Raw genomic sequence first — 15,123 nt, forward strand, 5'->3', positions numbered from 1 at the left:
GACTAAGTCTCAACCATCCAGAGTTTGGCCTTTTCGGCTATTTCCTGTGGCAATTCCGCAGCACTGCGCGACGTCAGGTTCAACAGTACGCATTTGAACACGGTAACGAACGCCACTTCGCCGTTCGCCGCCTTTTTGAGCGTGTGACGGAAAGTCACCGTTTTCGCACCTACTTCAAGAACTTCAGTCTCCATTTGGATCGCCTCGCCTGCGCTGAGTTCTGATTGGAAATCACTCGTAGCGTGCACAACTGCGAATGAGAGCTTTCTACCGCCGCTCATATCCTCTCTAGTAAGTCCCATTTCAGCTTGCAGCGCGAACACTGAATCCGAACACGCAGCGAAATACTTGGATACATTCATGTGCCCCAAGAAATCACAATCGGAGGGGGCTACGACCGACTTGAAGGCTAAATAAGCGGGCATGAGTATTTACTCCTTGTCGAATGCTGCGACATGGCTTCTTCTGTTCAAGATAACACATATGTGTTTGAAAACACTTTCTCGATCGGGATCGACCATCTAACGTACATGACCCTCCGCCTCGCCACCCTCTCGCTCCTAATCCTCTACCCTATTGCATGGTTCGCGCCCTTGATGCGCGCGGGTCTGCTGCCGATCTTTGGCCTCAGCGAAATCAGCGTCATCACCGGCCTCCAATCCCTCTGGAAGTCCGACATCTTTCTGGCACTGATCGTCACCATCTTCGCCCTCGTCGCGCCCTTTATCAAAACCATTGGCACCGCTCTGATCCAGTGGAACCTACTGGATGTCCGTGTCCAACCCGCGCTGAACATCCTCGGAAAACTGGCCATGGCCGACATTTTCCTGATCGCGCTTTACATCACTTTGGCCAAGGGAATTTCCTACGCGACCATCGAAACCGCATGGGGTCTCTACCTGTTTACAGCCTGCATTCTGGCCTCGCTCGTACTGGGTCACATTACGGAAATGACATGCAGATCACGAAATCCTCAGATGTAATTGATTGAAAACAGTCATCTGAGTATCATCTTTATATTTCGAGCAGTGACAATTTGTAGTTTACGGGTCCGCAGCGGATCATTCTGCGTGTTTTAGATGTTCTCCGCTTGGGCCTGTTGTGTACCGGTTCTAGAAGGAGTTCGTCTATCATGACAGCCCTCCATACAATGACATTGCAATTTCAGAATGCCTTTTTAAGACTGACTTTTTTCCTCATATGTGCTTCGGCACTTTTCGCTGTTACCGTAACGCTTTTATCCGCATTGGGTGTGTTGCCGTGGCTCTCAATGCAGGCCGGTTTTGGCACGACTTCGATCGTGGATGCCGGTATGTTTATTCAGATCGGTCTGACCGCTCTGATTCTTATGTTGGCGTTTTATTTGCCAGCAAATGCACGAATGATGGCGTTGGAAAACAACCATCGCAAGTTCACCCTGACAATGCACGATATCGCCGAAGCGTATCACATGGCCCATGCCGCCGACCGTGAAGGACTGTTCATGATGTCGTCGGAATTCGACGGAGTGAAAGAGCGCATGGCCTTTCTTCGTCACCATCCCAACCTTCAGTCGTTAGAGCCAGAGATTCTGGAACTGGCTGCTCAAATGAGCCAGATCAGTCAGGAACTGGCAGAAACATACGGCGATGATCGGGTCAACCGCGCGCGGACCTTCCTGCAACAGCGACAGGAAGAGATTGAGCTTTTCCAGAAGCGGCTCGAAGAGGCCCAGGTTGTCCAGGGCGAGCTTCGTCAATGGACGCGAGATGTAGAGCTTGAAGAGTCCATCGCCAAGTCCCAGCTGAGCCGTCTTCGCGATGAACTGTTTGAACTGCTGCCTGAACTATCTGCACAGCTGCAAACACCCCCGAAAGACAGCGCTTCTAAAACGTCCAGCGTTGTCGCAATGTCACCCCCGCCCCGCGCAGCGGAATAGGCGCGCCAGCGCCCGGCTGTGAACAAGACCCCCTGGGGCTTGAGAGCGCCACCCACTCCCGGCAGGGATGAAAGCTTCGCCGGGGCTTGAAGTACCGCTCGTCCTCGGGCACCAAGGCCGCATGGCAAAAACGACTTTCTCCTGCTCGGCCTGTGGCGCATCGCACTCGCGTTGGTCTGGTCGTTGTGACGCATGCGGTGAGTGGAATACGATCACGCAAGACGTCCCCCTTTCGGCTGGTCCCGCGAAGAAGTCCCTCGGTGGAAAACGCGGGCAGTCCATTGCACTCACGGACCTGTCCACCGAGGAAACCCCACCACCTCGTACGCTTTGCGGGGTTGAGGAACTGGATCGGGTGCTGGGTGGCGGCCTTGTTCCCGCGTCGGCTCTCTTGGTCGGCGGAGACCCTGGCATCGGCAAATCTACCTTGCTCCTTCAGGCTGCAGCTCGGTTTTCGCGCGCTGGAGTTAAGACCATCTATGTTTCGGGCGAGGAAGCCAGCGCGCAAGTTCGCATGCGCGCGCGCCGGTTGGGGCTTGAGGATGCGCCGGTCCAATTGGCAGCTGAAACTAACCTGAGGAATATCCTGACTACACTCGAGGCTGAAAAACCGAGCCTCGCCATCATCGATTCCATACAGACCATGTGGGCCGACAATGTGGACAGCGCGCCCGGATCTGTCAGTCAGGTGCGAGCCGCGGCACATGAATTGACGACATTTGCCAAACGGCACGGCGTGTCGATCATCATGGTCGGCCACGTCACCAAAGAAGGCCAGATTGCAGGCCCCCGCGTCGTCGAACATATGGTTGATACAGTGCTGTACTTCGAAGGCGAACGTGGCCACCAGTTCCGCATCCTGCGCGCTGTCAAAAACCGCTTTGGCCCGGCGGATGAGATCGGCGTATTCGAAATGACAGGAAAAGGTCTGGCACAAGTCACCAATCCATCCGCCCTTTTTCTGTCCGAGCGCGGCACGCCCAACCCTGGATCAGCGGTATTTGCCGGGATAGAAGGTACGCGTCCGGTGTTGGTGGAGTTACAAGCTTTGGTCGCGCCCTCACCGCATTCCCAACCTCGTCGAACGGTCGTTGGGTGGGACAGCGGGCGGCTTGCCATGATACTCGCCGTTCTGGAAGCACGTTGCGGAATCCCTTTTGCAGGGCTCGATGTCTACCTGAACGTGGCCGGAGGGCTGAAAGTCAGCGAACCCGCAGCTGACCTAGCAGTCGCTGCCGCGCTGCTTAGTGCACGCGAAGATACTGCTTTGCCCGCTGATACCGTGATTTTCGGAGAAATCTCGTTATCTGGGGCACTTAGGCCGGCCCCACAGACCGAAAACAGGTTGAAAGAAGCGCAAAAACTTGGTTTCACATCCGCAATCGCTCCGGCAGGCGGCAAAACCGGTACTGTGGCAGGTCTGTCACTCACCCGACCCTCTGATTTGGTGGGGTTTGTTGGCGAAACCTTCGGAGCAGGTTAAGGTAACGCCTTGAGGGGCAGAAAAAATTACAGGCGAGGGCCATGGAAGGTTTTACAATTGTCGACGGGGTGGTTGCCCTGATCATCGTCGTGTCGGGCTTGTTGGCCTATTCGCGCGGCTTTCTGCGTGAGGTTTTGGCAATCGCGGGCTGGGTCGCAGCCGCTGTTCTGGCCTTTATTTTTGCGCCTCAAGCGGTTCCATTGGTGAAAGAAATACCAGTGGTCGGAGATTTCCTGCGCGACAGCTGCGAGCTGTCGGTGATTACCGGCTTTGCCGCCGTCTTCGCCATTGCTCTGATCGTTGTCAGCATTTTCACACCTTTGTTTTCGTCGATCGTGCAACGCTCCGCCATTGGTGGCCTGGATCAAGCACTTGGCTTTTTCTTCGGCATCGCACGCGGAATCCTTTTGGTCGCCATCGCTTTCTTTGTGTACGACACGGTGATGACTGGTCAGTCTTATACGCTGGTCGACGAAAGCCGCTCGGCCAAAGTGTTTGAGCAATTCAGCGACAGGATCGAAGAACAGAACCCGGAACAAGCACTGGGTTGGGTGACTCAGCAGTACGAAGAGCTTGTAGCAAGCTGCGGGGCTGGTTCTGAAACGGGCACCGAGGCCTCATCAGAAGAGCCGGCCGCACCCGCCACTGCAGAATAAAAAAATTGCCCGGCTTTGACCGGGCATTTCTTCGACTGCGGTGTGCCGGAAAGTATTAGATAAATCCCTCGCCCCCACAGACCGTGCACCTTATAGTTTTTGAGCCGAAACAACCTTCGCAACGGCCGTAAATAGGTTTGCCGTGGATGTCGCGGGTTTTGATAACTTCTCCGGCCCCGTTGCAGATTGGACAAGGTGCACGTCCCATGCCACGGCAGCGATGGCACCGACGCTTAACGGGCTCTTCCTTCTTTTTTCCCTGCTTGTGTTCCCACATCGCTCGGTTCCAATCCAAACTAAAAAATAGGGCAATACTTGTTACTCTCGGTATGACAGCACAAGCCCTTGATCATGTCACCTTTTGAAAATGCGTTCGCCAAAATATACCTTCGAGAAATCACAATTGTGATCCTTTGATGACACAGGCGTTAATAGGCATTATGTGGAGGCCGAACTGACATGGAATCGGAGCCGCCGATCTTGCTGTACCTGTATTCTTTCGCGCTCGCCCGCTTGACGAAGGCGCGACTGCACCAACAGCCGGGTTTGGATACTGTACGTGCATGTACATCCTTGAAGATGCTCCGACCGTCACCACTTATCAAATCGTCATAGAAATTGGAGCCCGTACATGTGTGGGATATTGGGGATCGCAAGCCGGACGCACGATGTCTTTGCGGAAATCTATGACGGGCTGCTGATGTTGCAGCACCGCGGCCAAGACGCTTCGGGGATCGTCACCTATAACGATGAATTCTTTCGCGAGAAAAAAGAGAACGGGTTGGTCAAGGACGTCTTTAACGCGCAGGATGCTGAAACTCTGTTGGGCAAGATTGGCATGGGCCATGTCCGCTACCCTACAGCAGGATCGCTCAGCGCGTCCGAAGCGCAGCCTTTCTTTGTAAACGCACCCTACGGCATCTACTTGGTTCACAACGGCAACATCACCAACACCGCCGAACAACGTGAGAAAGTGACAGCCAAATACAGCCGACACCTCCGCACGACTTCAGACTCCGAAATACTGCTGAACGTGTTGGCAGACAAAGTGGCTGATGCGATCAAGGTGAATGGCAATGCCGAACCCATGCGCAACATCTTTGCCGGAGTAAAGATGACGATGGAGCGCGTACAGGGCGCCTATTCAGTAATCTGTCTCATTGCCGGTGTGGGCATGCTGGCCTTCCGCGACCCTTACGGCATTCGCCCTCTGTCGGTGGCCAAACGTGATGTGGACGGTGACGGCGACGACTACGCCTTTGCATCGGAAGACGTGGCATTTGGCATCAATGGCTTTGAAAAACTACGCGACGTAAAGCCAGGTGAAGCGATCCTGATTGATCTGGACGGTAATATGCACACCTTCCAAGCGGTCGAAGGGCAACTGACCCCCTGTATCTTTGAATATGTTTATCTGGCTCGTCCGGATTCCTTGCTGGACGGTGTTTCGGTCTACAAGACCCAGATGCGTATGGGGCAGACGTTGGCCCGCCAGATCGAGGCCGCTGGCCTGGAGATCGACCGTATCATCCCCGTTCCTGATAGCGCTCGTCCAGTGGCACTTGAAGTCGCCAAAGCGACAGGTATTCCTTACCGCGAGGGTCTGGTGAAAAACCGTTATGTCGGCCGAACCTTCATCATGCCGGGTCAGGAAGAACGTCAGAAATCTGTGCGTCGCAAATTGAACGCAGTTCCGCTTGAATTCAAAGGTCACAACGTCCTGCTGATCGACGACTCGATCGTGCGTGGCAATACAATCAAGAAGATCGTGCAAATGTGCCGTGAGGCTGGCGCCAAGAAAGTGTACGTTGCCAGTGCGTCGCCACCGGTGAAATTCCCAAATGTCTATGGCATCGACATGCCGACAAAGCATGAGTTGATCGCCAACGGAAAAGAGATTGAAGAAATCCGGCAAGAATTGGGTGCTGATGCTCTATTCTATCAGAACCTGGATGACCTTATTTGGTCCGCTAAGGAAGGCAACCCTGAGATAGAGGCCTTTGACTGTTCATGCTTTGACGGCAATTACATCACTGGCAGCGTCAGCGACGACTACCTGGACAGCTTGGAAAACAGCAGCCGTGTTAGCAAAAAGAAGCAGGACATGAAGGTACCCGGCGGATCTTGGAACCGCGCGGAATTGGCATCTGGGTAAAATAAAAGACCGAATCAATCCAAAACGTGGCCCGCGTCGCAACAGCGATGCGGGTTTTTTTGGTCCACGTTCAAAGCCCCATGAGTGCATTTCCGCCCACAACCCTTTGGTGAAGAAAATGTGTTTGCAAGGGCTTCTGCTGATAAGGAATCCGGGTCGATCCTGTGATGCCGCGTCGCGCTTTTCCTGTCTGGTTTGGTTTGTTATGTCCCCGCCCGACCACTCACCAAAAGGGGACTGGCCGCTGCGGCCGGACCGAAATTCATGTCTAACGCAACCGTCGAGAGCGCGGCTACTCAAAAGGGCGCGCTGAACAAAAGCACTATGTCCGTACTGGGTGTATTTGGCCCGCAATCGGAAATGCGCGCGTTGATGCGTCTATCATCAGGCCGCGTGAAAGAGGTCAAACTGGGCAGCCGAGTGTCTTCGGGCACGATCGTCGCCATTGATGCAGAAGGCGTCATGCTGCGACAAAGCGGCCAGACCAAGCGGATCGCTATCCCGGGCAGCTAATCCCATCTTGACGCCCTGCGCGCAGGGGTTCAAACCGCTGTCATGACCGATCAGACCAAAATTGCCCTTATCACCGGGGCCTCTCGCGGGTTGGGCGCTGCCCTGGCCGAAGCACTGGCACCCGAATACCACATCGTCGCCGTGGCCCGTACCACGGGCGGATTGGAAGAGCTAGACGACCGCATTCAAGCCAAAGGCGGCTCGGCCACTCTGGCGCCCATGGACATTGCCGATCCAAACGCCATGGCGACTCTGTGCCGTGGCATTCATGACCGCTGGGGCAAGGTTGACCTGTGGCTGCACACGGCTGTCCATACCTCGGCCCTGACGCCCACCCATTTCATAGACCCGAAAGAATGGACCAAGGCAGTTAACACAAACGCCACGGCAACATCTGTTCTGATTCCCTATATCGCCCCTCTTCTGGGCGAGACAGGACATGCCGTGTTCTTTGACGACCCCAAAGCTGGTGAGAAGTTCTATGGCATCTACGGTGCAACCAAGGCCGCTCAGATCGCTCTGGCGCGAAGCTGGGCGCTTGAAACCGAGCGTACAGGTCCGCGTGTGTCCATCGTAGAACCCGCGCCGATGCCAACCGCTGTACGCGCACGGTTCCATCCCGGCGAAGATCGCGATGCTTTAACCGGCACGGCAGATGAAGCGACTCGGATTTTGGCACTGCTTTAGGGGATGGCCCTTTGGGCCATGCCTCCGGCGGGGATATTTTTAGCCAGATGAAGCGAGCAGATCAGGCGATATGAACACCGTTTCGCCCGGCCAAATCGACGAAGAATTGCCATGCAACGCGACCCGAGCGCGCGCCGCGCGTCGCCTGCCATTCGATAGCCTCGGCGCGTAGCGTGGCTGCATCCACAGACACTCCGTACGCTCCACAATAGCGGTCTATCATCGCCAAGTACTCGTCCTGATCGCAGGGGTGGAAACCCAGCCAAAGGCCGAAACGATCGGACAGTGACACCTTTTCCTCAACCGCCTCAGACGGATTGATAGCGCTAGAGCGCTCGTTCTCGATCATATCCCGGGGCATCAGATGGCGGCGGTTTGAGGTGGCGTAAAACACCACATTTTCCGGACGGCCTTCGATGCCGCCATCCAGCACGGCCTTGAGAGATTTGTAGTGCTGGTCATCGTGGCTGAAAGACAGATCATCACAGAACAGAATGAACCGGTGCGGTGCCGCACGCAGGTGATTCAACAGACGCGCGACCGAACCCATATCCTCGCGCTGCAACTCAACCAGCTTCAGGTCCGGGTACTCCGTGTGTAGCGTGCCATGAACAGCTTTGACGAGGCTGGATTTTCCCATGCCGCGAGCGCCCCAGAGCAGCGCATTGTTGGCTTTGAAACCAGCGGCAAAACGGCGTGTGTTGTCCAGCAGCGTGTCGCGTGAGCGATTGATGCCCACCAGCAGGTCAAGATCGACGCGGTTAACCTGAATAACCGGCGCTAGCCGATCCGGTTCAACATGCCAGACAAAGGCCGGAGCAGCACTGAAGTCAGGCGCCGCCAAAGGGGCTGGCGACATACGCTCCAATGCGTCAGCGATACGGTTCAGGGCTAAATCGTCCATGGGGCCTCCGGTCTTGTCTTGGCTGGTTTCAAACCATGTTCCATCCGGCGCAACAAGGGTCAGAAACAAAAAAGGCGCGACCGCAATGGGCGCGCCTTTTTGTTAGCATTTGGCAGTGTTACTTACCGTCTTCTTCGCGAACGATCTCTTCATCCGCCTCTTCTTCGTCATCATAGTAGCCGTCGGCGCGCAGTTGCTCTTCACGCTTTTTCTCAACATGACCAACGAGAAAGATCGATATTTCGTAAAGGCCGTAGACCACAACAAACAGAATAATCTGAGTGATAACGTCCGGTGGCGTCACTAAAGCGGCCAATACCAGAATCGCGACAACCGCATATTTACGTACGGAGCCTAGACCCTCGGCCGTCACCAGCCCTGCCTTCCCCATAAGGGTCAACAAAACCGGCAGCTGGAAACAAAGACCAAACGCAACGATGAACTTAATGGTCAAGTTCAGATATTCCTGAGCAGATCCCTGGAAGACGACGCTCAATGGCGCCGCAGTCGAATCGTCTGTTACGGCCTCACCTTCGACACCAAATTGCTGAAACCCTAGGAAGAAATCATAGGCCAGCGGTGTCACTACGTAGAAGGCAAAGCTTGCGCCCAGCAAAAACATAAAGGGTGAGGCCACCATGAATGGCAGAAACGCGTTCTTTTCAGAACGGTAAAGACCTGGCGCCACAAACCGCCACATCTGCATCCCGATATAGGGGAATGCCAGAATGAAGCCACCGAGCAATGCTACTTTGATGGCGACAAAGAACCCTTCCTGCGGCGAGATGAAAATCAGGTCACAGTCCTGTCCGCGCTCGGCCAGAACGTCGCAAAGCGGGTGGGTAAGGAAGTTGAAGATTGGCGTGGCGACCGTAAAGCAGATGACCATCCCGAACAGAAAGGCCACGACGCAATGTATCAACCGCGTGCGTAGTTCTGCCAGATGCTCGATCAATGGGGCCGAGCTGTCTTCAATCTCGTCGGAATTGGTCATGTCTTGCTTTCAGTCTTGAGCGCTGCTTCGGCCTCTTCGGCCTTGGCCAGTGCATCTGCAGCTTCCTTGGCCTTGCGGTCAGCAGCTGCTCGGGCAGTCGACGCCTGAATTTTCTTGGCCTGTTCGGCCCGTTCAGCAGCCAACTTGCCCGTTTCGCTTTCAGGGTCGAACTTGGTCGGGTCCATGCTCCGAGCCATGTCCTGAGCAGCTTCTTTGACGCCGTCCATAGCACTACCCACTGGGTTTGCGGCTGCGTTCAGACCCTTTTTGATGTCGTTCACGCCTGCCTGATCCGCAGCATCGTTCATGGCACGGCTGAATTCGCGCGCCATGCCGCGGGCCTTGCCGACGAACCGACCGACATTGCGGAACAATACCGGCAGATCCTTTGGCCCCACTACGATCAGGGCAACGATGCCAATGACCAGAAGTTCGGTCCAGCCCAGATCAAACATCTGCGCTTAGACCTTGTCTTTGTCTGTCTCGGGCGTGACATCCTTGGCCACTTCAGACGCGTCCTGTTCCAACTCGTCCGCGCCTTCCTTAACACCCTTTTTGAACGACGTGATGCCCTTGCCCACTTCGCCCATCAACGAGCTGATTTTGCCACGGCCAAACAGCACCAGCACCACAACAGCGATCAGCAGAAGACCGGGAAGGCCGATATTGTTGAGCATGTCTCTTCTCCTTTGAAGTCGGCGCACTGCGCCGTAAATGTTATCTGCGTCTGTGTTTACGCTCGGGCGGCCCATCGCAAAAGCGAGTCAGTGGCGTTCCGACCTCAAAATTGAACGGATCACGCAGTTTTTGAGGACTCGCAATTTACAACTGACAGGTTTATGTCAGTTGGTAAGGCGTAAAACGAACCTGTCTCAACGAAACAGGAGCGTCACGTGACACAAATCGCAGAAACCGTAACCTTCAAACTCGCGGCCGAAGTAACAGAAGAGGATTTCGTGAAAATCATGAAAGGCACAGAATCTTTTGTTCGGAACGCCAATGGCTTTGTCTTCCGGCGCCTCAGCTCGGGTGAGGACGGGCTTTGGACCGACACCGTCATCTGGGCCGACATGGATTGCGCTCAGGCGGCGGCAGCGGCCTTCCCTAAGCAGGATTTCGCCCCTGCCGTCATGGCGGCAATCGCACCGGACACAGTGATTATGCGCCATGATGCGATCCACTGGACCATCGGAGCGTCATGACCCGCAGGAAACCCCATGCGCCGCACTGATCGGCTGTTCGATATCATCCAGATCCTGCGCGACGGTAAACTGCACCGCGCGCAGGACATTGCGGATCGGCTTGAAGTGTCGGTCCGCACGATCTATCGCGACATGGACACGCTGGTTGCCTCTGGCGTCCCGGTCGAGGGCGAGCGCGGCGTTGGATACATGGTGCGCGAGCAGATCACCCTGCCCCCACTTAATCTGACACCTTCCGAACTTGAAGCCTTGAACTTGGGCATGGCCATCGTTGCCGAGGCAGCCGACCCGGACCTGAAAGCCGCAGCTGAAACCTTGGCTGAAAAGATTGACGCGGTTTTGCCTGCTCAGGTGGTGGCTGAGGCGGACACGTGGAAATTCGCCGTATACCCGTTTGCGGATACTGCGCGCGGATTGGCACATATGGGACCGATTAGGGCCGCTATTAAATCCCGCCAGAAACTGCATCTGACCTATCGCCGGATTGACGGTGTTCTAACAGAACGCACGGCCCGCCCTTTGCACATGGAATACTGGGGGCGTGTCTGGACGTTGACTGCCTGGTGCGAGCTGCGCGAGGGCTTTCGCGTCTTCCGCATCGACCTGATCGAGGCGCTTTCTCCAATTCCACAGGTCTTTGCCGATGAGCCGGGCAAACGGCTTAGCGACTATGATCCGCATGCGTAACACGATCGTAATCTGGCCTAAAGTGCGTCTTTAAGTGGGAACGGCCCAGATCGGGCCGCGCCGTCACTTCAGGTAAGGTTCAGGATTTACCGATTCAAATCCCTTACGCACCTCGAAGTGGAGGTAAGAATTGTCTCCGCCACGCAAAGAAGCGATTTGCTGGCCACGGCGCACACGATCGCCTTTCTTCACAGACGCGTTGTCGACATTCGCATAGACGGTCAGAAGATCGCTATTGTGCTTGATCACAATGATCGGCACCTGATCGGCATCCGCAGTAATGGCTGCAACTGTCCCCGCCTCAGCGGCTGTTACAGGCGCGCCAGGAGAGGCTGCGATGTCGATCCCCTCATTCTTGCCCTTGTCATAAGTGCGGATAATCGTCCCTGTAACCGGCAGGCCCAAGGCTGAGCTGCTTTGATTGGTCGGTGCCTCAGCTGTGACGTCAGGTGCCGGAGTGGCTGGTGCAATCACCTCGTCAGGCAAAGGTTGCGTCGCGCTTGGCGGCGTTGGCGTGGGCGATCCCTGTCCTGGTTGGGTCACATTGGTGGCCGGAACAGCCGCTTGCCGTGGCGCGGGTTGGTTCTTGACCGGGATCAACAGAAACTGATCTTCCCTCACCGTAAAGTCCGAGTCCAACCCATTCCATTCGGCCAACGAATTGACCGGAACGTCATATAGCCGCGAGATGGTAAAGGCCGTCTCGCCACGTTTAACTTTATGACGGATCGGTTCCGGCCCCGACGCGGCGGGTGGTGTCGGCGCGGCAGCTGCAGCGGGTTCCAAAGTTGTTGTCCGGACCGAACCATCGGCTGGTGCTTCGTCAATCGCTGTCCCGGCAATAGTGGCAATATCCACCGTACTGGCTGTGGGGACACTGCGTGGCAAGGCAATCACTTCGCCTTCGCGTAGCTGATCCGTCGCTTGCAAACCGTTGAAGCGGGCTAGTTCTGCCACAGGCAAACCGACGCGTGCGGCCACATCGTTGACCGTATCGCCCCGGCGCGCCACCGCCACCTGATAGTTAGGGTAGCTAATCACGCCACGCGCGTCGGGCGTTGGGCGGTTTGCGGTCACGCCACGTGCGGCATCGGCGGTTGAAAATCCGCCGACCTCTCCTCGCAAATCATAGTCAAATGGGTCTTCACACCCAGCCAATATAACCAATGCGGCCATTCCAGTCGCACAGCGGCGTATCGCTGATTTGGAAACTGCTCTCATTTTACTGTCCTCAACGCCTGCCCCTGTTCCCCGGGGTTCCGGCGCTTGTTGCAGAATATTTCTTTACGCCCCGTCCTTGCCAAGCCCTTCTAACAAGGGCACGAATCGAACGGGTAACAATTCGTCATAGTCCAAGCCAGTCTCGGTGCGTCTTACCCTGATCAGGGTTTGAACCGCATCCGACTGTCCCACCGGCAACACCATAGTACCGCCGATTTTCAGCTGCGCCAAGAGCGGCCCTGGAGGGTCTTCTGCCGCAGCGGTCACAATGATCCTATCAAACGGGGCTTGTTCGGGTAAACCAAACGATCCGTCCGACAGCATCGCGGTGACATTTGTCAGCCCCAACTCGCGAAAAAGCTGCCCGGTTTCCCGCACCAAACGCTTATGGCGTTCTACCGTGTAAACCCGGCGGGCAAGCTTGGACAGGATCGCAGCTTGATAGCCTGAGCCCGTTCCGACCTCCAAAACCGTATCCCTGGGCCGCACGTCCAACGCCTGCGTCATCAGCCCTACGACCGAAGGCTGGCTGATCGTCTGACCACAAGCAATCGGTAACGGCGTGTCCTCATAGGCGCGTTCGGCAAACAAACCTTTGACAAAACGACCCCGATCGATCTGTTCCATAGCGGCCAATACGCGCGCGTCTGTTACCCCGCGCGAGCGCAGCGCAAACAGGAACTGCATTGTCGTTTCGGGATCTGTGCCGGTCATTCGATTATCTTCAAAGCCTCAAGCGTATCATACGCCGTAAGATCGGCCCGCATCGGCGTGACCGAGATATAGCCCGCAAGGTTTACGGCGGCATCGGTGCCCGGCGCAGTCGGGTTGTGCTGATACCCGCCTTTGATCCACAAAAACCGCCGTCCTGAGGGCGAACTGTGCGGTTCAACCGAAAAATGGGTTTCGCGGCGATAGCCTTGCGGCGCGATCCGCGTGCCAAGCACTTCATCGGCAGGAACGGGTGGAAAGTTAACGTTGTAAAACAGGCGATAGTCGCCTTGCTCTGACGGAGTTGCGTCCAGAATCTTCCGAACCAGATCGGCGCCAAAGCGTGTTGCGGTTTCAAACGGATCGTCCAACCCAAGATTTCTTGGACCGAAATACTGCGAAAGGGCAATTGCCGGAATGCCCTGCAATGCCGCTTCCATCGCGCCACCAACCGTACCGGAATACAGCGTGTTTTCCGCCGAGTTGTTACCTCGGTTTACGCCGGACAACACCAGATCAGGCGGCGCGTCCTTCATTACATCATGCAGGCCAGCCAGAACACAATCAGCAGGTGAGCCTTCGGCAGCAAAGCGGCGCTCGCCCAGTTTGGCAACCATCATCGGATGGGTGTAACTGATGCAATGGCCAACGCCCGATTGTTCGAAAGCGGGCGCCACGACCCAGACCTCACCATCCGGTCCAGCCAAATCGGATGCAATCGCTTCCAAGGCAATTAGACCGGGCGCGTTTATGCCATCATCGTTGGTAAGAAGAATACGCATTTGCCCCATTCACCGCAGCATTTTGACCTTGATAGACGCGCCCCTGCGTGGCGGCAAGCAAAGCACACGCGCAATCTGAGGCTTTCGCGCACCACTTAGACCTAAACTTTAGTTTTCCGACCCTAAACCGGGAAGACAAAGCACCGATCGCGCCGAACGGTCAGCCACATGACCCGACCCGGGTTGGGCACGAAAACATTTGGAACGGTTGCTTTCAGGATTGAACCGTCGTGGTCCATCCGAAACTCGACCAAGCTTTCGTTACCTAGAAAACGCGCGCGTTCAACCACACCACGAGCTGCAACTCCGTTTGTTGCAGTCGGAAGCGGCCCCTTACCATTGCGATCAAAGTCCAACCGCACGTGTTGGGGACGGAACACAATTTCAACATCTGTTCCATTCGGAACACCCGGTGCCAGAAACTGCCCAAAAGGCGTTTCCGCCAAAGCTCCATTCACTTGCGCGTGTAGTACGTTGATATCACTGAAAAACGCCACTGCCGCCTTGTCGAGCGGCCGGGTGTAGACGTTGTACGGCGCACCTTGCTGGACAATCTTACCGCGCCTCATCAAAGCGATCTCATCCGCCATTCGCATGGCCTCTTCGGGCTCGTGCGTCACGAGAACAACGGCCGCATCCTCTTCCTTGAGGATGGCTAGCGTTTCATCCCGGATACCGTCGCGTAAACGATTGTCGAGGCCCGAAAACGGTTCGTCCATCAACATGATCCGCGGGCGCGGGGCCAGCGCACGAGCCAATGCAACGCGCTGCTGCTCACCACCAGACAAATGATGAGGAAACTTGTCGATGAAATGGATCAGGTCAACTTTGCGCAAAAGTTCATCAACCCGAGCACGTTTTTCTTCTTTGTGCCCCTTCAACCCAAAAGCAATGTTGTCGGCGACGCTTAGGTGCGGGAACAGGGCAAAGTCTTGAAACATCAGACCGATTTCCCGGCGTTCCGGAGGCACCCGAAAAACCGTGTCACAAATCAGTTTGCCATCCACATAGATCTCGCCGGTTTCCTGCATCTCAACACCGGCAATCATGCGCAAAGTTGTCGACTTTCCGCACCCAGACGGCCCTAACAAACAGGTCACCTGCCCCGCCTGCACGGTCAAAGAAACGTTGTCTACAACAACCCGCCCTTCATACCGAGCGGTCAGGTTACTGATTTCCAACCGAGGAGGAGTTGCGTCTGCTGTCACCG

General features: G+C 55.7%; 18 protein-coding genes. 9 read left to right on the forward strand and 9 right to left on the reverse strand.

Annotated elements, in window-relative coordinates:
* Window positions 1–2: 2 nt before the first annotated feature.
* Window positions 3–425: an acyl-CoA thioesterase gene (locus ACR0L3_RS07360; RefSeq protein WP_480744917.1), complete on the reverse strand. Its 423-nt coding sequence runs from the start codon at window positions 423–425 to the stop codon at window positions 3–5.
* A 105-nt stretch (window positions 426–530) separates the two neighbouring features.
* Between ACR0L3_RS07360 and ACR0L3_RS07365 the strand changes: the two genes are divergently transcribed.
* The 7 genes from ACR0L3_RS07365 to ACR0L3_RS07395 all read left to right on the forward strand — a co-directional run bounded on the left by ACR0L3_RS07365 (window position 531) and on the right by ACR0L3_RS07395 (window position 7,412).
* Entirely contained in the window at window positions 531–983 is a 453-nt protein-coding gene (locus ACR0L3_RS07365; RefSeq protein ID WP_480745444.1) for a paraquat-inducible protein A, read from the forward strand.
* A 149-nt stretch (window positions 984–1,132) separates the two neighbouring features.
* Complete coding sequence (locus ACR0L3_RS07370; protein ID WP_480744919.1) at window positions 1,133–1,918, forward strand: DNA repair protein; 786 nt, start codon at window positions 1,133–1,135, stop codon at window positions 1,916–1,918.
* A gap of 121 nt (window positions 1,919–2,039) precedes the next feature.
* Window positions 2,040–3,401 carry a DNA repair protein RadA gene (gene radA / locus ACR0L3_RS07375; protein ID WP_480744920.1) on the forward strand — a complete coding sequence of 454 codons (1,362 nt, stop codon included), beginning with the start codon at window positions 2,040–2,042 and terminating at the stop codon, window positions 3,399–3,401.
* A 41-nt stretch (window positions 3,402–3,442) separates the two neighbouring features.
* Window positions 3,443–4,057 (forward strand): CvpA family protein, encoded by a 615-nt coding sequence (locus ACR0L3_RS07380; protein ID WP_480744921.1) that lies wholly within the window; start codon window positions 3,443–3,445, stop codon window positions 4,055–4,057.
* 631 nt (window positions 4,058–4,688) lie between these two features.
* Entirely contained in the window at window positions 4,689–6,212 is a 1,524-nt protein-coding gene (gene purF, locus ACR0L3_RS07385) for an amidophosphoribosyltransferase (protein WP_480744922.1), read from the forward strand.
* A 264-nt stretch (window positions 6,213–6,476) separates the two neighbouring features.
* Window positions 6,477–6,725: a hypothetical protein gene (locus tag ACR0L3_RS07390; RefSeq protein WP_480744923.1), complete on the forward strand. Its 249-nt coding sequence runs from the start codon at window positions 6,477–6,479 to the stop codon at window positions 6,723–6,725.
* Window positions 6,726–6,767: 42 nt separating this feature from the next.
* Complete coding sequence (locus ACR0L3_RS07395; RefSeq protein WP_480744925.1) at window positions 6,768–7,412, forward strand: SDR family NAD(P)-dependent oxidoreductase; 645 nt, start codon at window positions 6,768–6,770, stop codon at window positions 7,410–7,412.
* A 61-nt stretch (window positions 7,413–7,473) separates the two neighbouring features.
* Here the strand turns inward: ACR0L3_RS07395 and ACR0L3_RS07400 are convergent, their stop codons facing one another.
* From ACR0L3_RS07400 to ACR0L3_RS07415, 4 genes are all read right to left on the reverse strand, one after another.
* Window positions 7,474–8,316, reverse strand: coding sequence for an ATP-binding protein (locus ACR0L3_RS07400; protein WP_480744927.1), 843 nt, complete (start codon window positions 8,314–8,316; stop codon window positions 7,474–7,476).
* A 118-nt stretch (window positions 8,317–8,434) separates the two neighbouring features.
* Window positions 8,435–9,310: a twin-arginine translocase subunit TatC gene (gene tatC, locus ACR0L3_RS07405; RefSeq protein WP_480744929.1), complete on the reverse strand. Its 876-nt coding sequence runs from the start codon at window positions 9,308–9,310 to the stop codon at window positions 8,435–8,437.
* Window positions 9,307–9,765, reverse strand: a complete 459-nt coding sequence (gene tatB / locus ACR0L3_RS07410; RefSeq protein WP_480744930.1) for a Sec-independent protein translocase protein TatB — start codon at window positions 9,763–9,765, stop codon at window positions 9,307–9,309. The genes tatC and tatB overlap by 4 nt, the downstream gene beginning before the upstream one ends.
* A gap of 6 nt (window positions 9,766–9,771) precedes the next feature.
* Window positions 9,772–9,987, reverse strand: a complete 216-nt coding sequence (locus ACR0L3_RS07415) for a twin-arginine translocase TatA/TatE family subunit (protein WP_058271822.1) — start codon at window positions 9,985–9,987, stop codon at window positions 9,772–9,774.
* A 216-nt stretch (window positions 9,988–10,203) separates the two neighbouring features.
* On the opposite strand from ACR0L3_RS07415, the gene ACR0L3_RS07420 reads away from it, so the two are divergent.
* Both ACR0L3_RS07420 and ACR0L3_RS07425 read left to right on the forward strand, forming a co-directional pair.
* A complete protein-coding gene (locus ACR0L3_RS07420; RefSeq protein ID WP_480744932.1) occupies window positions 10,204–10,512 on the forward strand; it encodes a hypothetical protein in 309 nt (102 codons plus the stop codon).
* Window positions 10,513–10,527: 15 nt separating this feature from the next.
* On the forward strand, window positions 10,528–11,199 hold the full coding sequence (locus ACR0L3_RS07425; RefSeq protein ID WP_480744933.1) for a helix-turn-helix transcriptional regulator: 672 nt from the start codon (window positions 10,528–10,530) through the stop codon (window positions 11,197–11,199).
* Between the two features lie 63 nt (window positions 11,200–11,262).
* Here ACR0L3_RS07425 and ACR0L3_RS07430 read toward each other — a convergent pair whose 3' ends face one another.
* From ACR0L3_RS07430 to ACR0L3_RS07445, 4 genes are all read right to left on the reverse strand, one after another.
* Entirely contained in the window at window positions 11,263–12,420 is a 1,158-nt protein-coding gene (locus tag ACR0L3_RS07430) for a peptidoglycan DD-metalloendopeptidase family protein (RefSeq protein WP_480744935.1), read from the reverse strand.
* A gap of 63 nt (window positions 12,421–12,483) precedes the next feature.
* A complete protein-coding gene (locus tag ACR0L3_RS07435; RefSeq protein ID WP_480744936.1) occupies window positions 12,484–13,134 on the reverse strand; it encodes a protein-L-isoaspartate(D-aspartate) O-methyltransferase in 651 nt (216 codons plus the stop codon).
* The gene (gene surE / locus ACR0L3_RS07440; RefSeq protein WP_480744938.1) at window positions 13,131–13,913 is read right to left on the reverse strand and encodes a 5'/3'-nucleotidase SurE; all 783 of its coding nucleotides are present in this window, start codon (window positions 13,911–13,913) and stop codon (window positions 13,131–13,133) included. Before surE ends, ACR0L3_RS07435 begins: the two co-directional genes overlap by 4 nt.
* A gap of 122 nt (window positions 13,914–14,035) precedes the next feature.
* Window positions 14,036–15,121, reverse strand: coding sequence for an ABC transporter ATP-binding protein (locus ACR0L3_RS07445; RefSeq protein ID WP_480744940.1), 1,086 nt, complete (start codon window positions 15,119–15,121; stop codon window positions 14,036–14,038).
* Window positions 15,122–15,123 lie beyond the last annotated feature (2 nt).

It is taken from the genome of Ruegeria sp. CK1 (assembly GCF_056536545.1).